The 19,103-nt window shown below is 71.5% G+C and carries 19 protein-coding genes; 9 read left to right on the forward strand and 10 right to left on the reverse strand.

Going from position 1 to position 19,103, the window contains the following annotated elements:
- Positions 1–265: 265 nt before the first annotated feature.
- A complete protein-coding gene (locus AC4PMY_RS10725; protein ID WP_064296392.1) occupies positions 266–1,759 on the reverse strand; it encodes a mannitol dehydrogenase family protein in 1,494 nt (497 codons plus the stop codon).
- A 69-nt stretch (positions 1,760–1,828) separates the two neighbouring features.
- Positions 1,829–2,545 (reverse strand): nucleoside/nucleotide kinase family protein, encoded by a 717-nt coding sequence (locus AC4PMY_RS10730; protein WP_064296393.1) that lies wholly within the window; start codon positions 2,543–2,545, stop codon positions 1,829–1,831.
- Between the two features lie 221 nt (positions 2,546–2,766).
- Here AC4PMY_RS10730 and AC4PMY_RS10735 point away from each other — a divergent pair, with 221 nt between their 5' ends.
- Together AC4PMY_RS10735 and AC4PMY_RS10740 are read left to right on the forward strand one after the other, a co-directional pair.
- Complete coding sequence (locus tag AC4PMY_RS10735; protein ID WP_064296395.1) at positions 2,767–3,495, forward strand: SDR family oxidoreductase; 729 nt, start codon at positions 2,767–2,769, stop codon at positions 3,493–3,495.
- A gap of 35 nt (positions 3,496–3,530) precedes the next feature.
- Entirely contained in the window at positions 3,531–4,514 is a 984-nt protein-coding gene (locus AC4PMY_RS10740; RefSeq protein ID WP_491622692.1) for a LacI family DNA-binding transcriptional regulator, read from the forward strand.
- Between the two features lie 88 nt (positions 4,515–4,602).
- Here the strand turns inward: AC4PMY_RS10740 and AC4PMY_RS10745 are convergent, their stop codons facing one another.
- The 3 genes from AC4PMY_RS10745 to AC4PMY_RS10755 form a co-directional block, all read right to left on the reverse strand.
- The gene (locus AC4PMY_RS10745) at positions 4,603–5,154 is read right to left on the reverse strand and encodes a GIY-YIG nuclease family protein (RefSeq protein WP_491622693.1); all 552 of its coding nucleotides are present in this window, start codon (positions 5,152–5,154) and stop codon (positions 4,603–4,605) included.
- A gap of 112 nt (positions 5,155–5,266) precedes the next feature.
- Positions 5,267–6,445, reverse strand: a complete 1,179-nt coding sequence (locus AC4PMY_RS10750; protein ID WP_491622694.1) for a Gfo/Idh/MocA family protein — start codon at positions 6,443–6,445, stop codon at positions 5,267–5,269.
- Positions 6,442–7,284 carry a class I fructose-bisphosphate aldolase gene (locus AC4PMY_RS10755; protein WP_064294740.1) on the reverse strand — a complete coding sequence of 281 codons (843 nt, stop codon included), beginning with the start codon at positions 7,282–7,284 and terminating at the stop codon, positions 6,442–6,444. Before AC4PMY_RS10755 ends, AC4PMY_RS10750 begins: the two co-directional genes overlap by 4 nt.
- A 124-nt stretch (positions 7,285–7,408) precedes the next feature.
- Between AC4PMY_RS10755 and AC4PMY_RS10760 the strand changes: the two genes are divergently transcribed.
- Both AC4PMY_RS10760 and AC4PMY_RS10765 read left to right on the forward strand, forming a co-directional pair.
- The gene (locus tag AC4PMY_RS10760; protein WP_491622695.1) at positions 7,409–8,485 is read left to right on the forward strand and encodes a carbohydrate kinase family protein; all 1,077 of its coding nucleotides are present in this window, start codon (positions 7,409–7,411) and stop codon (positions 8,483–8,485) included.
- 25 nt (positions 8,486–8,510) lie between these two features.
- A complete protein-coding gene (locus AC4PMY_RS10765) occupies positions 8,511–9,533 on the forward strand; it encodes a LacI family DNA-binding transcriptional regulator (RefSeq protein ID WP_491622696.1) in 1,023 nt (340 codons plus the stop codon).
- A 57-nt stretch (positions 9,534–9,590) separates the two neighbouring features.
- Here the strand turns inward: AC4PMY_RS10765 and AC4PMY_RS10770 are convergent, their stop codons facing one another.
- The 3 genes from AC4PMY_RS10770 to AC4PMY_RS10780 form a co-directional block, all read right to left on the reverse strand.
- Complete coding sequence (locus AC4PMY_RS10770; RefSeq protein WP_491622697.1) at positions 9,591–11,363, reverse strand: glycoside hydrolase family 3 protein; 1,773 nt, start codon at positions 11,361–11,363, stop codon at positions 9,591–9,593.
- A gap of 136 nt (positions 11,364–11,499) precedes the next feature.
- On the reverse strand, positions 11,500–12,453 hold the full coding sequence (locus AC4PMY_RS10775) for an alpha/beta hydrolase fold domain-containing protein (RefSeq protein WP_491622698.1): 954 nt from the start codon (positions 12,451–12,453) through the stop codon (positions 11,500–11,502).
- 40 nt (positions 12,454–12,493) lie between these two features.
- The gene (locus AC4PMY_RS10780) at positions 12,494–12,859 is read right to left on the reverse strand and encodes a MerR family transcriptional regulator (RefSeq protein ID WP_491622699.1); all 366 of its coding nucleotides are present in this window, start codon (positions 12,857–12,859) and stop codon (positions 12,494–12,496) included.
- Between the two features lie 121 nt (positions 12,860–12,980).
- Here AC4PMY_RS10780 and AC4PMY_RS10785 point away from each other — a divergent pair, with 121 nt between their 5' ends.
- The 5 genes from AC4PMY_RS10785 to AC4PMY_RS10805 are packed head-to-tail and all read left to right on the forward strand — an operon-like array spanning position 12,981 to position 18,148.
- Positions 12,981–14,177, forward strand: coding sequence for an MFS transporter (locus AC4PMY_RS10785; RefSeq protein ID WP_491622700.1), 1,197 nt, complete (start codon positions 12,981–12,983; stop codon positions 14,175–14,177).
- Between the two features lie 50 nt (positions 14,178–14,227).
- On the forward strand, positions 14,228–15,079 hold the full coding sequence (locus AC4PMY_RS10790; RefSeq protein WP_491622701.1) for a siderophore-interacting protein: 852 nt from the start codon (positions 14,228–14,230) through the stop codon (positions 15,077–15,079).
- A 56-nt stretch (positions 15,080–15,135) separates the two neighbouring features.
- Positions 15,136–16,071, forward strand: coding sequence for an ABC transporter substrate-binding protein (locus AC4PMY_RS10795; RefSeq protein WP_491622702.1), 936 nt, complete (start codon positions 15,136–15,138; stop codon positions 16,069–16,071).
- Complete coding sequence (locus AC4PMY_RS10800) at positions 16,068–17,123, forward strand: FecCD family ABC transporter permease (RefSeq protein ID WP_491622703.1); 1,056 nt, start codon at positions 16,068–16,070, stop codon at positions 17,121–17,123. The genes AC4PMY_RS10795 and AC4PMY_RS10800 overlap by 4 nt, the downstream gene beginning before the upstream one ends.
- Positions 17,120–18,148 (forward strand): FecCD family ABC transporter permease, encoded by a 1,029-nt coding sequence (locus AC4PMY_RS10805; protein WP_071259211.1) that lies wholly within the window; start codon positions 17,120–17,122, stop codon positions 18,146–18,148. The genes AC4PMY_RS10800 and AC4PMY_RS10805 overlap by 4 nt, the downstream gene beginning before the upstream one ends.
- 18 nt (positions 18,149–18,166) lie before the next feature.
- Here AC4PMY_RS10805 and AC4PMY_RS10810 read toward each other — a convergent pair whose 3' ends face one another.
- Together AC4PMY_RS10810 and AC4PMY_RS10815 are read right to left on the reverse strand one after the other, a co-directional pair.
- Positions 18,167–18,406 carry a helix-turn-helix domain-containing protein gene (locus tag AC4PMY_RS10810; protein WP_491622704.1) on the reverse strand — a complete coding sequence of 80 codons (240 nt, stop codon included), beginning with the start codon at positions 18,404–18,406 and terminating at the stop codon, positions 18,167–18,169.
- The gene (locus AC4PMY_RS10815) at positions 18,406–19,056 is read right to left on the reverse strand and encodes a DUF2975 domain-containing protein (protein ID WP_491622705.1); all 651 of its coding nucleotides are present in this window, start codon (positions 19,054–19,056) and stop codon (positions 18,406–18,408) included. The genes AC4PMY_RS10810 and AC4PMY_RS10815 overlap by 1 nt, the downstream gene beginning before the upstream one ends.
- Between the last annotated feature and the right edge of the window lie 47 nt (positions 19,057–19,103).

Raw genomic sequence — 19,103 nt, forward strand, 5'->3', positions numbered from 1 at the left:
CACATCGACCGCCACCAAACCCCCATCCGAGGCGGACGCATCCACCTCGCCGCCTGAACCAAGGCACCCGTCTGCCTCCGCACCCGCCTGCCCTTCGACGAGCTCAGGGACCGAGACGGACCCCCCCTCGACAAGCTCCGGGACCGAACCGGGGAACCACCACGCGTCGACAAGCCAGGCGGACGACGCCGTCCTCGACAACCCGGCCACCCCGGTCCCTGAGCCTGTCGAAGGGCACACGGGGCGCGCCCCGTCCTCCGCAGACTCACCCCGCGGCGACGACCTCTTCCACCGTCACCCGCGCACCGACGTCCGCCAGCCGCGCGCGCGCCGCGATGAACGCCTCGCGCAGTCGCGCGTCCGATCCGAGGTCGCCGAACACGACCTCCAGGTCCAGGAACGCCCCAGGGCGCTCCGCCTCCTGCGCGACGGCCGCCTGCAACTCGGCCAACCGCCGATCGACCGGGGCAAGCTCCCGCCCGTCGTCACCGACACCCTCGATGAACCGACTCCACGCTGCGAGGACGAGCGCCGAACGCGCGATCCCGCCGCCGGTCCGCAACTGCTCACGGACGACCGGGAGCAGGAACTTGGGGATGCGCTCCGACCCGTCGACGATCTGCCGCGCCAACGTGTCCTTGATCGCCTCACTGCCGAATCGGCGCATCAGCTCCGCACAGTACGCGTCGATGTCGATGCCCGGGACCGGCGCGAGCGTCGGCCTCGCCTCCTCGTGCATGTACCCGAGGAGGAACCGCGAGAACAGCTCGTCGCGGCAGACGTCGTGCACGTACGTCTCCCCCGCCAGCAACCCGAGGTAGCTCATCGCCTGGTGGGAGGCGTTCAACAACCGGAGCTTCATCAGCTCATACGGCTCGACGTCCTCCACGAGCTGCACGCCCACCTGCTCGTATGGCGGACGACCGTCGGAGAAGTCGTCCTCGAGCACCCACTGCTCGAACGATTCCGAGAGCACCGGCCAGCGGTCGTCGATCCCGAACCGCTCGGACACGAACGCACGCTGCTCGTCCGTCGTCGCCGGCGTGATGCGGTCCACCATCGAGTTCGGGAACCGCGCCTCGGCACCGATCCAGGCGGCGAGCGCCGGGTCGATGCGCTCGGCGAAGGCGAGGATCGCGGTCCGGGCGACGTGCCCGTTGCCCTGGATGTTGTCGCAGGACATGACCGTGAACGGGACCGCGCCGGCGTCGCGTCGGGCACGGAGGGCCGCCGTGATGAACCCGAGCGGGCTCTGCGGCAGCGCCCCCGACGGCAGTCCGTCGAGGTCCGCGAGCGTCGCACCGTCGCTCGGCTCGAAAGCCCCGGTCGCATCGTTCACCCCGTAGCCGCCCTCGGTGATCGTGAGCGACACGATCCGCGTCGACGGATCGCTCACGCGGGCGAGGACCGCTTCCGGGTCGTCGGGAGCGAACAGGTACTCGACGATCGACCCGACGACGCGTGCCTCGACCTCGCCGTCCGGACTCGTCGTCACGAGCGTGTAGAGCCGGTCCTGAGCGCCGAGCGCGTCCCGCATGGCGGCGTCACCGGCCAGTGTGCCGACGCCGACGAGCCCCCAGGACGCGTGTTCGTCGCCGGGGAGCCCGAGCACGCGGTCGACGAACATCGCCCCGTGCGCACGATGGAAGGCGCCGACCCCGAAGTGGACGATGCCGGGTCGGATGGCCGAGCGGTCATAGGCGGGGACGGCCACCCGCTCGTCGAGAGCGGTGAGGGTGGCGTCGGAGAGCTGGGTCATGTGGTGCCTTCTCGTCGGTGAGCGGGTTCCGGGTGGTGCAGGTCGAGCGTGCTGGGGCTGCAGGGTGGGTCAGGCGCCGTGGGTGGATTCGGTCTCCACCGGCGTCGATGCGTCGAGCGTGACGATCCGGGTGGCACGTTGCTTGGTCGCGTCGACCAGGCGGGCGTTCGGCTCGTCGACGCCGAGCACCCAGGCTTCAGCCTCGTCGCGCGGGTGTCCGTGACCGAGGCGTCGGGCGATGAGTCGGTCGCGGCGGACCTCGTCGTCCACGTCGACGTACCAGGACTCGTCGAGATGCGCGGCGACACCCTGCCAGCCGTGGTCGTCGAACAGGAGGTAGTTGCCCTCCGTGATCACGAGCGGCACCTCAGGTCGGACGAGGACGGCACTGCCGATCGACGCCTCGAGCGAGCGGTCGAACCGGGGTGCGTAGATGGGTGTGCCCGGCGAATCGGCGGTGCGTCCGGCACGGGCGAGGCGGGACAGCAGTGCGACGTAACCGTCGACGTCGAAGGTGTCGGGCGCGCCCTTGCGGTCGCGTCGCCCGAGGCGGACGAGCTCGGCGTTGTCGAGGTGGAAGCCGTCCATCCCGACGATCACGGCCTGGTCGCCGAGCGCCGCGGCGATCGCGTCGCTCACGGTGGACTTGCCCGCACCGGGTGCCCCGACGATCCCGAGGATCCGGCGGGACCCGGTGGCGGCGAGCGAGCGGGCGTGATCGATGAGGCCGTCGAGGTCGACGAAGCCATCGAGGCCGGTCCCGGCGGTGGTCGTCGTGCCGCTCATCGTGATGCCTGACCTCTCCTGGGAGCCGACCGGTCGCGGTCGCGCCGTCGCCCGACTCACGGTAAGTCCAGGGGATGCGTGTGTCAACACCAGATGTCACCGGTGTCATCATCTGCGACAGAAATCCATGTCACGGGTGACATGACCGTCATTCCGTGGTTATGATGCTCCCGACCCGGTGCACCGACGCACGGGCCTCATCACGTCGATCGGACCACCTCATGACTGACTTCAACGGCCGCACCATCCTCGTCACGGGAGCGAGCGGCGGCATCGGCGGCGCGACCGTCCGCCACCTCGTCGCAGCGGGCGCGCAGGTGATCGCCTCCGGTCGCAACGTCGAGCACCTCGACGCCATCGCCGCTGAGACGGGCGCCGAACCGCTGCCCTTCGACCTCACCTCGGAGGACAGCATCCGCGACGCGATCGAGGGACGCGACATCTGGGGCGTCGTCAACTCCGGCGGTTGGGGCGGCGAGATCGCCTCCCCTCAGGAGACCGACATCGACGTGTTCGACAAGGTCATCAGCATCAACGCACGCGGGTCACTGCTCGTCACCAAGTACGCGTCCCGCGAGATGATCCGCCAGGAACGCGGCGGCGCGATCGTGAACGTCTCCAGCCAGGCGAGCCTCGTCGCGCTTTCCGGCCACATCTCCTACGGCTCGTCGAAGGCCGCGCTCGACAACATCACGCGGGTCTCCGCCCTGGAACTCGGGAAGTACGGCATCCGGGTGAACGCCGTCAACCCGACGGTCGTGATGACGCCGATGTCCGCCTGGTACTGGGGTCGGCCCGACATCGAAGGCCCCTTCCTCGAGGCGATGCCGCTCGGCAAGTGGGCCACCGAGGACGACATCGCCGGCCCGATCACCTTCCTGCTGAGCGACGCCGCCGGCATGATCTCGGGCGTCTCGCTGCCGATCGACGGCGGCTACACCGCGCGCTGACCCGAACCGGCAGGACCGAACGGGGGGACCCGAGCATGGCCACGATGCGCCAGATCGCCGCAGCCGCCGGCGTGAGCGCGAAGACGGTCTCGCGGGTCTTCAACGACGACCCGCACGTCCTCCCGGCGACCCGAGAACGGGTCGAGTCGATCATGCGGGAGCTCGACTACGTGCCGAACTCCCTGGCGACGGCGTTCCGCTCGGGCCGCCCGTCGGTCATCGGGGTCGCCGTCCCCGACATCGTCGACCCGTTCTTCGCCGAGATCGCGCGTGCGGTGGAGCGGACGGCGCGCGATCACGACATGTCGACGCTCGTCACGAGCCTCGGCGACGACCCGGGCCGCGAGCGCGCGGTCCTCGAGCCGATGCTCCGGCGTCAGCTGGCCGGAGTGGTGCTCGCGCCGATCAGCGACGACCAGAGCTCACTGGCAGCGTGGGCGTCGCGGACGCCGTTCGTGTTCGTCGACCGCGCGCCAGGCGGGCTCGCTGCCGACGCGTTCACGCAGGACGACTTCGGTGGAGCGTTCGCGGCGACGACCCACCTCGTCGAGCACGGCCACCGCCGGATCGCCTTCGTCGGCGACCAGCTGGCCCTACCGACGACCGCCGAGCGGCTGCGCGGGTATCGGGCCTCACTCACCGAAGCCGGGCTGGCCGCCGACGAGGAGCTCGTCGCCCTCGGCGCGGCGACCCGCGAAGGGGCGGCGCGCGCGCTGGCGGCCATCGACTCGCGGGCGACGGCCCTGTTCTCGTCGAACGCCGTCTGCACGATGGCGTTGCTGCCCGCACTCGCCGAGCAACCGCTCCCACTCGTCGCGTTCGGCGACTTCCCCCTGGCCGAGCTCCTGCGACCGTCGGTGTCCGTGATCACGCAGGACCCGGAGGCCCTCGGCCGACTCGCGGCGGAACGGATCATCGATCGCCTCGACCGCCCCGACGGGCGGTACCGCCGGAGCACGGTCCTCCCGGTGCACCTCGTCGAGCGCGACTCATGCCGCACCGCGTCCGCGGTGCGCTGAGCCCTCCCCGCTGGACGATCCGGGTCCCCCGGCCCGCACACGTGCCCGCGAGCGCTTCCCACCCCTCGACGGGCTCGGGAGCGGCAGACTATCGCCCACGCAGTGCCGCGGCCTCGCTGAGCCATCGGCTGTAGAGGTCCCAGGGGTCGACGTCGCGGGCGACCGAGGCGATGTGGGCGAGCAGTCGGGGCGACCCCGTGAACCATTCGGAGCGTTCGAGGCGCTCGCGGGCGAACTGTTCGTGACGCGCACGCTCGACGTGCCGGTCGCCGCGTTCGAGGGCGAGTAGTTCGTCGTGCCAGATCGCGGCGAACCGCTGGCGTGGGTTCGTCGTGGTGCCGATCTTCACGCGGTCGCCGTGGCGCAGGTAGTAGACGACGTCGATCCGCGGCCGGGCGAGGTCGTCGTCGGGCACGTCCCCGTGCCGCCACTCGCACGCGGCGCACAACCAGGCGGACGGGTAGTGCCGGCCGAGCCGCGAGCCGCACATGATGCACGGTGAGGGCAGGGCGTCGACCACGCCCCATCGGCGCTCCGCCCAGTCGGCGGCGAGGGCCAGGTGATCCTCGCAGAGCGCGACGGGCGCGTCGACCGATGCCGCGGCGTCACACCCGGGTTGTACGCATCCTCTGTGGGGCATCTCCCGAGTGTCCCCCACCCCGCCGACACCGGCTTCCGCTCACGGACGGAACGCGGGGCCCACGCGCTCCCGGCTGGGAGACGGTCGGGTGGCCTCCCAGCCGATGCGCACGTCACAGCGCGATCGCGCGACTTTCCTCGTGGGAGCGGATCGCCGCGCGATAGATGTCGTGGGTGAGCGCCGCCTCCTCGGGGCGCGCCGCCCCGAACCGGTCACCGAGCGAGCCGTGCCGCTCGGCGAGGAACACGGCCCACATCTGGAGGATCGTGTCGGAGAACCCGGACTCGAAGTTCGGGCCGGTCACCGTCGGCCACACCGACTGGCTGCCCGCGTCCAGCTGCTGCCACACCTGCTCCCGACCGCCACCCGGGATGTCCCGCACCGCGAACACCTCGACGAGCTTCGGGTTCTTCGTGCTGAACCGGACCCCGCCGTCGAGACCGATCGCCTCGAACTCCCACGTGTTCTTCTGCCCGGGATCGATGCGCTTCGTCTCGGTCGTCAGCGGGAAACGGACACCGTCGTGGGTCGCCCAGCTGTGCAGCACCGCGTTGTCCCAGGTGTCGCACGGCACCAGCGAACCGTCGGGGCCCGGACGCTCGGTGACGATGTTCTGCAGCACCCCGTACACGCTCTCGGGTGCCCAGCCGAGCCGCAGCGGCACGTGCCAGGTGTGCATCCCGAGGTCGTTCATCACGCCGGCCTCACCGCAGAACCGCGTCTGGCGCTTCCAGTTGATCTGCTTGCCCCGATCGATGTCGCTCGAGTGCAGGAAGCTGTTGCGCGCCTCGACGATCGTGCCGAGCGCCCCGGACCGCACATAGTCGATCGCCAGCTGCGCTCCCGGGAAGAACGGCATCTCACTCGAACACCGGACGAAACTCTCCGGGTGCTCGGCCATCGCCGCGAGGACGGACTGCGCGGCCGCCGCGTCGATCCCGAAGGGCTTCTCCGCCAGCAGGCCCTTCCCGGCGCGGATGACGTCGGTGTAGATCTGCTCATGAAGGTCGTGACGCACGGCCACGTAGACGACGTCGACTGACGGGTCGGCGAGCAGCTCGTGGTAGTCCGTGGTCTTCGTGACGACCGTGTCGATCTCGTCGAACCAGTCGAGCGCCGCCGGGTTGATGTCGCAGACGGCCGTCAGTCGGGGTCGCACCGGGTGGTCGATGAGCGCCGGCCAGCGCTGAATGGCGGCTGCGATCTCGCGCCCCATGAGTCCGCCGCCGATGATCGCGACGTTGACGCGCTCCGCCGTCGGCCGGTCGGCCGTCACCTGGTCGGCGCTCATGCGCGAGCCGCCTCGAGGATCGCGAGGCCGGCATCGGCGTCGGCGCCGTCGTGCAGCACCGCCATGAGTGCCGCGGTGATGGCCGCCGGGTGCTCGTGCTGGATGATGTTGCGGCCGTAGACGATGCCGCTGACCCCGGCGTCGAGGACGGCGACCGTGCGCTCCAGCAGGGTCCGATCGTCGACGCGACCGCCGCCACGGACGAGGACGGGGACGTCTCCGGCGACCTGCACGACGCGCGCGTACTCGGTGATGTCGCTACTCGGATCGGCCTTGATGAGGTCGGCGCCGAGTTCGACCGCCTGGCGCACGAGGGTGACGATCTTCTCGATGTCGCCGTCGACCTGGTACCCGCCGGCCGTCGTGTTGTCCTGCATGACGAGGGGTTCGATCATGAGCGGCATCCCGTACCGGGTCGCCTCGCGGCGCAGGGCCATGATCGAGCGGATGTTCGCCTCACGGACCTCGGGGTGCTCCGGGATCTGCATGAGGTTGACGCACACGGCGACGGCGTCCAGCCGGACGGCCTCCTCGATCGCGTGCGGCACGTGGTGGCTGTAGAGGATCGAGTCGAGGGGGTTGCCGTAGACGTTCGCGACGTCCGTCCGGAGGACGAGCGCCGGCTTGTCCTTACCGGGGACCTGCTGCAGGAGACGGGCCTGCCCGAGGGTCAGCTGGACGGCGTCCGGGCCCGCGGCGACGAGCGTGCGGACGACCTCGCCCATGTCCTCGATGCCGGTGATGAACGAACGCTCGCCGAAGAACCCGTGGTCGACGGCGACGTCGAGCGCGCGACCGGATCGGGCGTTGAAGAGACGATTGAGGCGGTACAGCGACATTGCGGCGGCTCCTGATCGTGACGGGGAGGGTTTCCGAATCGTCCCTCGGTGTGTCACAGTAGTGGCCTGAGACAACGTTGTCTAGCTTGGCCCGGGTCAGCCCGGGGCGAAGAACGGAGGGTCCATGGGCGAGATCGTCGTCGCCGGTCACATCTGCGTCGACCTGTCGCCGGGGCTGAGCGCGAGCGCACGCATCGATCCGGGCGCCCTCATCGACACCGGCCCGCTCCGCATCTCCCTCGGTGGCTGCGTCGCGAACACCGGCCTCGCCCTCGCCGATCTCGGGAGTACGGTCCGCCTGCACGCGACCGTCGGCGACGACGAGCTCGGCGCGATCGTCGCCTCACGCATCGCGGCGCACAACCGGCTCCACCCGGCGCTCGAGGTCACCGACCGGGCCGCGACCTCCTACAGCGTCGTCGTCGAGCCCGCCGGCCTCGACCGGACCTTCTGGCACCACACGGGCGCGAACGAGGTGTTCACCGGCGAGCACCTGGCCGTCGGCGACGCGGACCTGGTCCACCTCGGCTATCCCCCGCTGCTCCCCGGGATCGTCGCCGACGACGCGGCGCCCCTCGCGAGGCTGCTCGAACGGATCCACCGACACGGCGCCACCACGTCCATGGACCTCGCCGTCGTCGACCCCACGAGCGCCGTCGGCCATCTCGACTGGGAGGCGATCCTCCGGCGCACCCTGCCGCTGACCGACGTCGTGAGTCCGAGCGTCGACGACCTGCGTTCGGCGCTCGGCACGCTCCGCCTCCCGGCCGGGACCAGCGCATCACCGCTGGCCCAAGCCGCGGCGTTCGCGGACCTCCTGCTCGCCTGGGGCGCCGGCGTCGTGGCGATCTCGGCCGGCGAGGACGGTCTGCTCCTGCGGGCGGCCGGCGTCGACCGCCTGCGACTGAGCGGACGGATGCTCGCACCGCTCGCCGAGGCCTGGGCCGACGTCGACCTCGTCGCGCCGCCCGTCGCCGCACCCGCGTTCGTGTCGACCAACGGCGCCGGGGACGCGTCGACCGCCGGCCTGCTGTTCGCGATGTCACGCGGTGCAGCACCGGCGGAAGCGGCCGAGCTCGCGGGCGCGAGTGCCGCTGCGACGATCGCGGGACGCCGGCCGACGGCGGCTGAGATCACCCGACTGCGCCCCGGACTCAACGGCCTCTTCGCTGCCGCGGGCGCGGGCGAGCCGGTCGTGTGACCCCCCATACGCCAGGATGGTGAGCATGCGCAGCTCCCGACCCCCGACCATGAACGACGTCGCCGCGGCGGCCGGGGTCGGGCTGAAGACGGTGTCACGGTATGTGAACGGCGCGACGAACATCAACCAGGAGCTGTCGGAACGGATCGGCGCGGCGATCGAGGCCCTCGGCTACCGGCACAACCTGGCGGCCGCGAGCATCCGGCCCGGGCGGTCGAGCAAGGTCATCGGGCTCATCATCAGCGACCTGGCGAACCCCTATTACTCGGTGCTGGCACGCTCGGTGGAGCGCGTGTGCACGGAACACGGCTACCTGCTGATGTCGGCGAGCTCCGAGGAGGACGCCGACCGGCACCGCCTCCTCGTCGACCGGCTCGTCGCGCAGCGCGTGGACGGCCTCGTCGTCGTGCCGCCACGCCAAGCGACGACGGCCTGGGCCACGAGCACGATCGTGCACGTCCCGATGGTGCTCGTCGACCGACCGACCGGGCCACTCGAGTCGGTCGAGGCGCACACGGTGCTCGCCGACAACGCGGGCGGAGCGACCCGGGCGACCGCGGCCATGCTCGCCGCGGGCGCACGACGGGTCGCGTTCCTCGGCGACTCACTCGAGTTGTACACGATGCGCGAGCGACTGGCCGGCTACCACCGGGCGCTGGCTGAGGCCGACCTCGGCGGCGCGGCGGGGACGGGTCCGATCGAGCCGATCGTCTCCGACGGCGCCCACTCCGTCGAGGACGCTGCGGTGGTCGTGGCGGGGTTCCTGGCGTCGGGCGAGGTGGACGCCGTGTTCGCCGCGAACAACCGGGCCGCGATCGGGGCGGTGCAGGCGTTCGCGACGGCCGGGCGACGGCTTCCGCTCGTCGGGTTCGACGACTTCGAGGCGGCACCGCTCGTGTCGCCGCCGGTGTCCGTGGTGGCGCAAGACGTGGCGCTCATGGGCCGCGTGGCGGCGGAGACCCTCCTGGCACTGATCGCCGGCGAGGCGGGCCCGCCCGTGACCCACACACTGGACGTGCGTCTGGAGCTGCGCGGGTCCGAGCGCTGACGCCCTTCGACAGGCTCAGGGACCGGGAGGGGTGCTCTCAGGGACCGGGAGGGGTGCTCAGGGACCGGCGGGGTAGGTGAGGCCGTGGCCGAAACGGAAGAGCGGGTCCTCGGTGTCGTAGGGCACGTCGGACCGACTCGCCTCGACGGCCGCCATCGAGCGCGGCAGGTCGAACGGCAACAGGCCCTCCGGCAGCGCCCGACCGAACACGACGTCGAGGAACGCCGCGTCGCTGCCGCCGAAGCTCGCGACGAGCGCCGCGACCGCGACCGCCACCCCGGTGAGGATCGCCGGTCGGTCGAGGTGCATGTCGAGCACCGTCGGCACCGCCAGCGCGAGCGCCCGCAACCGCTCGACCTCGTCGGCCGGGATGTCGAGCGATCCGGCGTGGAACATGGCCTCGAAGCCGCCGGGCCGCGGTTCGTACGGCGTCTGCATGCGCACGAGGGCGACGTCCGCCGAAGCCGGATCCGCGACGACCTCGCCGTACGCGGCGGCGACCTCGGGATCGACGCCCTCCACGTACAACCGCGGACGCGGCGAGCGCACCGGCAGCGTCTCCTCCACGTTCGTCAGGACGGTGAAGGCGCGGCGCTGTGCGGCCTCGCCGGCGGCGACGAAGTCCGCGCGCCCGACGATGCCGCTCGCGGCGCCCGCGTCGACGTACGGCTGCTCGAAGAGCCCGAGCACGAACTTCTCGCGCAGCAGTCGACGCACCGAGGCGTCGATGCGATCCTCGGTGATGCGCCCCTGTTCGACGAGTTCGACCATGAGCTCGGGTCGGGCCTCGCCACCGAACTGGTCGCAACCGGCCTGCAGGATGCGCTCGACCCGGGACAGCTCGTCGAGGTGCTCCAGGCCCCACGCCCGCGCTGGCATGTCCTGCCCCATGATCGACGTGTCGGTGACGAGTCCCCAGTCGGTGCAGACGACGCCTGCGAACCCGAGCTCCTCGCGGAGGAGCCCGGTGATGATCCCGTGGTTGAAGGCGAACGCGACCTCCTCGTGCTCGGTCCCGACGGGCATCCCGTAGTACGGCATCATCTGCGCGGCACCGGCGGCGATCGCGGCGCGGAACGGGATGAGGTGGTAGTCGAAGTTGTCGCCGGGGTACACCTGTTCGCGCCCGTAGGCGAAGTGCGGGTCCTCCCCGTCGAGCTGTGGCCCACCGCCGGGGAAGTGCTTCGTCATCGTGGAGACCGACTGCGGCCCGAGTTCGGCGCCCTGGAAGCCTCGGATGTAGCCCGCGACGAGTTCGGCACTGAGCTCGGCGTCCTCACCGAACGTGCCGCCGATGCGCGACCAGCGCGGTTCGGTCGCGAGGTCGACCTGCGGGTGGAGCGCCAGCCGGATCCCGACGGCGAGATACTCCTGCCTCGCGGTGTCGGCGAACGCCTCGACGAGGTCGGCCGATCCGATCGCCGCGAGGCCGAGCGTCTCGGGCCACTGCGAGAACGCGCCGGCACGGGCCGCCGTCCCCACGTTGTCGGTGAAGTGGTTGCGCGGGTCGGTCGACAGGGTGACGGGGATGCCGAGTCGCGTGCGCGAGGCGCGCTCCTGCAGGGCGTTGGTCCACTCGGCGAGGGCCGTCGTGTCGGGCGCGGTGCCGAGGACGTTGAAGTGGGACATGAGCTGCTCGCCGATCATGTGCTCGCCGCTCGCGAGTCCCATGTGCGGGTTCGCCTCGTCGATGGGGCCCGGGGCGATCATCGTCTGGAAGAGCATGCCGGCCTTCTCGGCGACGGTCATCCGTCCGAGGAGGTCCTCCACCCGGTCCTCCACCGGCAGGCTCGCGTCGCGGTAGGGCAGCGCCGGTTCATGCTCGCTCATGGGTGGTCCGTTTCTCGTCGGTGAGTGGGGCGGCGTCGGGATCACCCGGGCTCAGGCGAGCCGGAAGCGAAAACCGAACTCCGTTCGGGAACGGAGTGTGACTCCAGTATGCCCGCTGACGGGGATCACGCAAGACTCAGCCGGCGTGGTTCCCCACGGCGCGCAGCCCGTCGGCCAGCCAGTCGAGCGACGGGGAGACGCCTGGCGCGACCGGATGGCGATTGAGGTGACCATGGAGGACGCCCGGCTCGAGCCGACTACGGACGGGTGCACCGGCGGCCTCCGACGCCGCGACGAGCAGCTCCCCCGACGGCCGGAGGTCGTCGAACTCCGAGAGCAGGACCGACAGCGGCGGGCGGTCCGGGGTCACGGGGACGATTCCCGGCAGGGCGAGCTCGGGCACGTCGTCGAGTCGACCGACGTAGTTCTCGACCATCCAGTCGATCGACTCGGTCGGGAACCGCATGAAGTCCGGGAGGACCGCCATCTCGGCCAGGACGTCCGACGGCAAGGCGGGCACGACCGCGTGCAGGAACGGGTAGGCCAGCAGCACGGCGTCCGCACGACGATCGCTGCGGAGTGACGCGGCGAGCGCGAGGGCCGCTCCGGCGCTGGCCCCACCGATGGCCGTCCGCGAACCGGGAACGGTCGACCGCTCGTCGTCGAGCTGCTCCCAGACCGCGAGCACGTCGTCGAGCGGCACCGGGTATCGCGTCGTGCCGTCCGCCAGTCGATAGTCCACGGAGACGACCTCGGCAGCCGATCGCGCCGCCAGTTCGGCGCTCACGACGTGCGCCTCCGGCCAGTCGAGCGTCCCCGACGCGAAGCCGCCGCCGTGCACCCAGAGGAGCGCGACGCCACTGGGATCGGCCGGGACGTAGCGTCGGATCGGGACCGCACCGTGCGGACCGTCGACGACCTCGTCGGTGATCACCACATCACTCGGCGGGCTCCACGGCCCGTCGTCGCCGTACGCGATGAGTCGTTCCTGGAACGCCTCGTCGAGCGCTCCGCCGGCGGCGGCGCGATCGGCGTTGGAGAACCCGTCGAAGAGGCTCAGGCGGTCGCGGTAGTACGGATCGAGTGACATGCGCCGAGCCTACCCAGCCGACTCGGTCGACCCGGTCGACTCAGACCACGACGCCGCCGACGCGCTGGAGGTAGAGGTCGATGGCGTCCCGGCTCTCCTGGATGCAGCCGAGCTTCGCATCCAGTCGCTCGCGATGCTCGAGCAACCGCTCCAGCACCTCCGCCGAGGGCGTCACCTGGTAGATCGTGTCGTCGTCCTCGAAGCAGGGCAGGACCTGGAGGATGAGCGCGGTCGGCATGCCGACGGCGATCAGCTCGCGGATGCGCTGCACCTTCGCGACGAGGTGGTTCCCGTACTCGCGGTACCCGTTCGGGCAGCGGGTCGGGCGCAGCAACCCCTGTTCCTCGTAGTACCGGAGCAGCCGCGGTGTGCTCCCGGTGGCCGCCGCCAGTTCGCCGATGCGCATGCAAGACCCCTTCGACCGAGTTGTGTCCTCTTGGAGCAGCCGTCGGTGCCGGGCGGATATTCCCGGGGCATCCTCGTCGGCTTGACCCTGCCACCAGTGGCAGGCCGGGAGACTCACCGACATGACCACCGACAGCGTGCGCACGACACGATCCACGACTCCTCCTGCCACCCGAACCCGCTCTCCCCTCCCGACCGCGCTGCTCCTCGCCGCCGTCGGATTCGTGACGCTCCTCACCGAGGTGCTCCCGGCCGGGGTCCTCCCCGCGATGGCCGCCGACCTGGGCGTGTCGGAGCCGATCGCGGGCCAGAGCGTCGCCGTCTTCGCACTCGGCTGTATCGTCGCCGCGATCCCGATCAGCCGTGCGCTCGCGAGACTCGACCGCCGGACGGTCGTGCTGCTCGCCCTGATCGTCTCGGCGCTCGCGAACGCCGGCACGGCCGTCGCGCCCGACCTGCTCACGCATCTCGCGACCCGGTTCGTCGCGGGGCTCGTGGCCGGCGTCGTCTGGGCGATGCTCCCGGGGTACACGCGCGGGTTCACCACCCCGGAGCGGTTCGGCTCCACACTCGGCATCGTGCTGTCCGGTGCCACGCTCGGCTTCGCGCTCGGCGTCCCGGCCGGCGCGGTCCTCGGTGAGGGGTTCGGTTGGCGCACGGTGTTCGGGATCGTCGCCGCCGCCACCGCGCTCCTCGGCGCCATCGCGGTCGTCGTCGCTCCCCGCGTGGCAGGCAGCGCCCCCGGGCGTTCGACACGCATGGGTGCGGCGCTCCGCATCCCCGCGGTCGTCACGATCCTCGTGGCCCTCGCCGTCTGCATCATCGGCCAGAACATCGCGTACACCTACCTCGCACCGGTCCTGTCCGCCCGCGGCACGCCCGTGCCGCTCGGGGTGCTCCTCGCCACCTTCGGTGTGGCGTCGGTCGTCGGGACCCTCGGCGCCGGACGGCTGGCGAACCTGCGCCTCGGGACGACCATCCTCACGGCCGCCCTCCTCGGGACCGTCGGCCTCGCCGTTGTGGCCTGGGATCCCCCGGTCGTCGTCCTCCTCATCGCAGCGGCAGGCTGGGGGCTCGCCTTCGGCGCCTACTCCGTGCTCTTCCAGGTGGCGATCGCGCGGATCGCCGGGAACGCCGCGGACGCGGCCCAGTCGGCGCTCGTCACGGTGTGGAACTGCTCGATCGCCACCGGCGGGGCGGTCGGTGGGATCATCCTCGGAACCTGGGGTGCGTCCCTGCTCCTCCCGGCTGCGGCCGCGCTGACCATCGTCGCCATCCCCCTCTGCGCCGTGATCGCACGCGCCGTCCGCCGCGGGTGAACGACGGAGGACCCGGCACGCCGCAGCCGGGTCCTCCTAGACTCGACAGGATGCCCGTTCCGTTCCTGCACTCGCCGAACATCCTGTTCGACACGGTCGTGGACCGCACGGAACGGCTGTCCCCCGGCTTCGTCCGCCTCACCCTCGCCGGTGCCTCGCTCGTCGACTTCGCCCCGTACGAGCGGGACCAGCGGATCAAGATCCTGCTGCCGGGAGACGACGGCGCGTACCCGGACGGACTCCACGGCGGCCTGCCGGAGCACGCGTGGCGGCGCGCCTGGCGAGCGCTCCCACCGGCGGACCGCCCGGTGATGCGCAGCTACACCGCCCACCGCGTCAGGCCGGCGCAGCAGGAGGTCGACCTCGACGTGTTCATCCACGAGCCGGCCGGTCCGGCGAGTCGTTGGGCGCTCGGGGCGCGGCCGGGCGACCGGTTGCTCGTCTCGGGGCCGGACGTCCGTCGCGGCGACCCGACGCACGGTGTCCAGTGGGCGCCCGGTACCGCGACGACCGTGCTCATCGCCGCCGACGAGACGGCCTTCCCCGCCGTCCACGGGATCCTGCGCTCCCTCGACGAGGACGTCCGCGCCCACGTCCTCCTCGAGCTCGGCGATTCCGCCGACACCGCCCTGCTCGGGCCACTGCTCGAGCGTCACACGGTCGAGGTCCATGAACGGGCCGGGCGGCCTGCCGGTGACGCGCTCGTCGCCGGCATCGAGCAGTGGCTCCAACTGCACGGGTCGTCGGCGGCGACACTGGGCACGGACTTCGCCGCCTGGCTGGTGACCGAGAGCACCCGGATCCCTCTCCTGCGCGCTGCGACGACCGACCACGGGATCGATCCCGAGCGCGTGCACGGGCAGGGCTACTGGAACGCTCGCCCCAGAACCACGCCCGAATGAAGGTTATGCTTGCCTTACTTGGTCGCGTCCGTCGCGGCCCGTTCGAAAGGTGATCCGTGCCCCTCCCCCCCGCCCATCGTCGACGTCTCGTCGCCGTCGCCGCCCTCTCCATCGCCGCCCTCGGCCTCTCCGCCTGCAGCAGCTCGAGCGCCTCGACCCCCTCGGACACCGCGACGAGCGCGACCCACGTCATGGAGCACGCCCACGGCGAGACCAGCATCCCCGACGCACCCAAGCGGGTCGTCGTCCTCGAACCGGTGCAGCTCGACACGACCGTCGCGCTCGGCATCACCCCGGTGGGCGCAGCGGTGCTGAACGAGACCGCCGGCGTCCCCGCCTACCTCGGCGAGCAGGCCGCCGACATCCCCACCGTCGGGACCGTGGCGGAGCCGAACGTGCAGCTGATCGCCGCCGCGAAGCCCGACCTCATCATCGGCACCGAGTCACGGCACTCCGCCCTGTACGACCAGTTGTCCGAGATCGCGCCGACCGTGTTCATGGCGACGCAGACCGACCCCTGGCGCGACAACGTGCAGTTCGTCGCCGAGGCACTCGGTGACCCGGACGGCGCGGACGAACTCCTCGACGCCTACGACGCACGCTGCGCGGAGATCGCGAAGGAGCACGACACCGCCGGCAAGACGGCACAGCTGATCCGCCCGCGCGACGGCGTCCTCACGCTCTACGGCCCCACCTCCTTCGCCGGCAGCACCCTCGAGTGCGCCGGGTTCACGACGCCCGAACACGCCTGGGAGGACATCTCCCTCGACCTCTCCCCCGAGCGCGTACTCGAGGCGAAGGCCGACCAGGTCTTCGTGACGAGCGTCGACCCCGACGACACCTCGACACTGCCGGCCTCCCTCACCGCGAACTCGGACGCCTTCCCCGAGCTGCACCTCGTCGACCAGTCCTTCTGGATCACCGGCGTCGGCCCCCTCGGCGGCATGGCCGTCCTCGACGACCTCGACCGGCTGCTCTCCGACGGGTCGTGACGAAGCCGACCGCGATCCTGACCGCCCGCGACACCTCGGTGAGCGGGCGGGCGCCGCAGCGACACCGTTTGCTCGTCGGACTGCTCGCGGGCGTCGCGGCGCTCGCGGTCGCCGTCCTCCTGTCGCTGTTCGTCGGCGCGAACCCGATCGCACCGGATGACGTCCGTGCCGCGCTCCTCGGCACGGGCTCGGACGAGGCGGACTTCGTCGTGTGGGATCAGCGGGTGCCGCGCACGGTCGCGGCGCTGGCCGTCGGCGCGGCCCTGGGCGTCGCTGGCGCGCTCATGCAGGCGTTCACCCGGAACCCGCTCGCCGACCCCGGCATCCTCGGGGTCAACGCCGGGGCAGGCTTCGCGGTCGCCGTCGGCCTGGCGTTCCTCGGCGTCCGGGCGCCGGGCGACATCACCTGGCTCGCGTGCGGCGGGGCGCTCGTCGTCACCCTCGTCGTGTACGCGATCGGTTCGGGCGGGCGCGAGCAGTCCTCCACCGCTCGCCTCACCGTCACGGGTGTCGCCTTCGGCGCCGTGCTCGCCGGGCTGACGACGGGGATCGCGATCACGCACCCCGACGCGTTCGACCGGATGCGCGGCTGGAACGCCGGCAGCCTGCTCGAACGCGACCTCGGTGTCGTCGTGCCGGTCCTCCCCTTCCTCGCCGTGGGCCTCGTCCTGGCCGCGGCGAGCGCGCGGAGCCTCAACGCGATCGCCCTCGGCCCGGACGTCGCCAGAGCACAGGGCGTCAGCGTCACGCGCAGTCGCATCCTGGTGCTCGCCGCGGTGACGCTGCTCGCCGGCGGCGCCACCGCGATCGCCGGGCCGATCGCCTTCGTCGGCCTCGTCGTACCCCACCTCGTGCGCTGGTCGGTCGGCAGTGATCAGCGACGAATCCTCGGGGGTTCGGTCCTCGTCGGCTGCGTCCTCGTGCTGTGCTCCGACGTCGTCGGACGGATCGCGGTGCTCCCGGGCGAGATGCCCGTCGGGCTCGTGACCGCGTTCGTCGGGGCGCCCGTCCTCATCGCGCTCGCCCGACGCAGAACGGCCTCGGGCCTGTGAGCACGACGCGGGAACGGGAGACCGCACGTCCGATCACCGGGCGCCGACCGGCACGACGGACCCTTGTCGTCTGCGCCACCGCACTCCTGGCGATCGTCGTCGCGGCGATCGCCGGTCTCGCGCTCGGCGACTACCCGCTGACCACCGAGGAGGTGATCGGCGTCCTCACCGGACGCGTCGACGGCCTGGCCCGCACGGTCGTGCTGGACTGGCGCCTGCCCCGGGTCCTCGCGGCGATCGGCTTCGGTGCAGCGCTCGGTGTCTCGGGAGCGATCTTCCAGACCCTCACCCGGAATCCACTCGCGAGCCCCGACATCATCGGCCTCGCGAACGGTTCGTTCACCGGGATGCTCGTCGCGCTCCTCCTCCTCGGCGGTAGCTGGCCGGCGTTGATGGCCGGGTCGTTGCTCGGCGGTCTGGCTGCCGCGGTCGCGATCTTCCTGCTGGCACTCCGCCAGGGCTTGTCGGGGTTCCGGTTCATCGTCGTGGGCATCGGCGTCTCGGCCATGCTCGCGGCATGCAACAGCTGGCTGTTGCTCCGGGCCGACCTCGATGTCGCGCTCTTCGCGGCGGCCTGGGGCGCGGGGACGCTCAACACCGCGACCGCGACCGTCGTGTGGCCGGCACTCGCATGCCTCGTGGCGCTCTTCGCGGTCATGCCGTTCGCCGCCCGTCCGCTCCGCCAGCTCGAACTCGGTGACGATGTGGCCGCCGCGACCGGGGTGCGCCTCACCCGCGAACGCGCCATCCTCATCGGCCTCGCGGTCGCGCTGGTGAGCGCGGTGACCGCCGTCGCCGGCCCGATCGCCTTCATCGCCCTGGCCGCTCCGCAGATCGCACGCCGACTGACCCGCTCGCCGGGGATCCCGCTGGTCGCGACGGGGCTCGTCGGCGGCGTCCTGCTCCTCGCGTCCGACCTCGTGGCCCAGCATCTGATCCCGCTGACGGTCCCGGTCGGCGTCGTCACCGTGGTCGTCGGCGGGCTGTACCTCACGCAGTTGCTGCTCCGCGAGCGGCGGCACTGAAGGTCGGGTCCGAACCACTCAGCGGGCGTCGTCGAGCTCCAGCAGGTCGCCGACCGTGCAGTCGAGCACCCGGCAGATCGCCGTCAGGGTCGAGAACCGGATCGCCTTCGCGCGGTCGTTCTTCAGCACCGAGAGGTTCACCACACTCACCCCGACGAGCTCGCTGAGCCGGGCGAGGGTGAGCCCACGGTCGGCGAGCAACCGGTCGAGGTTGCAGTGCACACCGGTCGCGACGTCCTCCTCGGGCGTCGGCACCATCAGACGAGTCCCTCGGTGTCGGCGCGCAGGCGCTCACCGGCGCGGAAGGCGATCGCGAGGCCACCGACCGCCATGGCGACGAAGAACGGGATCCAGGTGAGCGGATACGGGGTCCCCTCGACGGCCCCGTCGGTCGCGACAGCGAGCGCGCCGTTCGAGGCCATCGTGCCGAACCAGGTGTCCGCGATCCACCCGCAGAGGATGGCGATCGAGGCGATCGAGAGCAGCCGTGCGTTCCCGGGTGCGAAGGCATCGCCACGCAGCAGACGGCGGAAGAAGCGGAACCCGCAGACGATGACCACGAGGTTCGCGATCGCCGGCAGGATCGCGGCGAGCAGCACACACACGAAGGTCGCCACCGGGAGGTCGGCGACGACGACCGAGCCCTGGTCGATCGTGAAGGCGCCGGTTCCTGCCGCACCCGGCAGGACCGTGTCGACGGCGTCGAAGAACACGGGCACCCGGGTCCCGTCGGTGCCGAAGACGTCGAGCAGCCGGAGGACGAGCATGACGACGACGGCCCCCGCCGCGACGACGGCGGCACCGAGCACGGACACGAGGTCGTTGCGGGTGGAGCGCTGGGTCTTCGCAGCCTGCCAGGCCGCGTGGTCGAAGCCGGACGGCGTCGGGCGATCGGTGGACTCGGTCATGATCATCACATCCATATCGATTGTCGTTGGTATCGATAAACGATATG

This window comes from Plantibacter sp. MDV22-iso1 (assembly GCF_058408345.1).

What these genes read in the sequence shown, in the direction of transcription:
- AC4PMY_RS10790 (WP_491622701.1), top strand. Translation starts at nt 14,228, where the DNA reads ATGCCCGTTCCGTTCCTGCACTCGCCGAACATCCTGTTCGACACGGTC.
- AC4PMY_RS10815 (WP_491622705.1), bottom strand. Translation starts at nt 19,056, where the DNA reads ATGACCGAGTCCACCGATCGCCCGACGCCGTCCGGCTTCGACCACGCG.
- AC4PMY_RS10775 (WP_491622698.1), bottom strand. Translation starts at nt 12,453, where the DNA reads ATGTCACTCGATCCGTACTACCGCGACCGCCTGAGCCTCTTCGACGGG.
- AC4PMY_RS10785 (WP_491622700.1), top strand. Translation starts at nt 12,981, where the DNA reads ATGACCACCGACAGCGTGCGCACGACACGATCCACGACTCCTCCTGCC.
- AC4PMY_RS10755 (WP_064294740.1), bottom strand. Translation starts at nt 7,284, where the DNA reads ATGTCGCTGTACCGCCTCAATCGTCTCTTCAACGCCCGATCCGGTCGC.
- AC4PMY_RS10735 (WP_064296395.1), top strand. Translation starts at nt 2,767, where the DNA reads ATGACTGACTTCAACGGCCGCACCATCCTCGTCACGGGAGCGAGCGGC.
- AC4PMY_RS10780 (WP_491622699.1), bottom strand. Translation starts at nt 12,859, where the DNA reads ATGCGCATCGGCGAACTGGCGGCGGCCACCGGGAGCACACCGCGGCTG.
- AC4PMY_RS10765 (WP_491622696.1), top strand. Translation starts at nt 8,511, where the DNA reads ATGCGCAGCTCCCGACCCCCGACCATGAACGACGTCGCCGCGGCGGCC.
- AC4PMY_RS10760 (WP_491622695.1), top strand. Translation starts at nt 7,409, where the DNA reads ATGGGCGAGATCGTCGTCGCCGGTCACATCTGCGTCGACCTGTCGCCG.
- AC4PMY_RS10770 (WP_491622697.1), bottom strand. Translation starts at nt 11,363, where the DNA reads ATGAGCGAGCATGAACCGGCGCTGCCCTACCGCGACGCGAGCCTGCCG.
- AC4PMY_RS10725 (WP_064296392.1), bottom strand. Translation starts at nt 1,759, where the DNA reads ATGACCCAGCTCTCCGACGCCACCCTCACCGCTCTCGACGAGCGGGTG.
- AC4PMY_RS10810 (WP_491622704.1), bottom strand. Translation starts at nt 18,406, where the DNA reads ATGGTGCCGACGCCCGAGGAGGACGTCGCGACCGGTGTGCACTGCAAC.
- AC4PMY_RS10750 (WP_491622694.1), bottom strand. Translation starts at nt 6,445, where the DNA reads ATGAGCGCCGACCAGGTGACGGCCGACCGGCCGACGGCGGAGCGCGTC.
- AC4PMY_RS10730 (WP_064296393.1), bottom strand. Translation starts at nt 2,545, where the DNA reads ATGAGCGGCACGACGACCACCGCCGGGACCGGCCTCGATGGCTTCGTC.
- AC4PMY_RS10745 (WP_491622693.1), bottom strand. Translation starts at nt 5,154, where the DNA reads ATGCCCCACAGAGGATGCGTACAACCCGGGTGTGACGCCGCGGCATCG.
- AC4PMY_RS10740 (WP_491622692.1), top strand. Translation starts at nt 3,531, where the DNA reads ATGGCCACGATGCGCCAGATCGCCGCAGCCGCCGGCGTGAGCGCGAAG.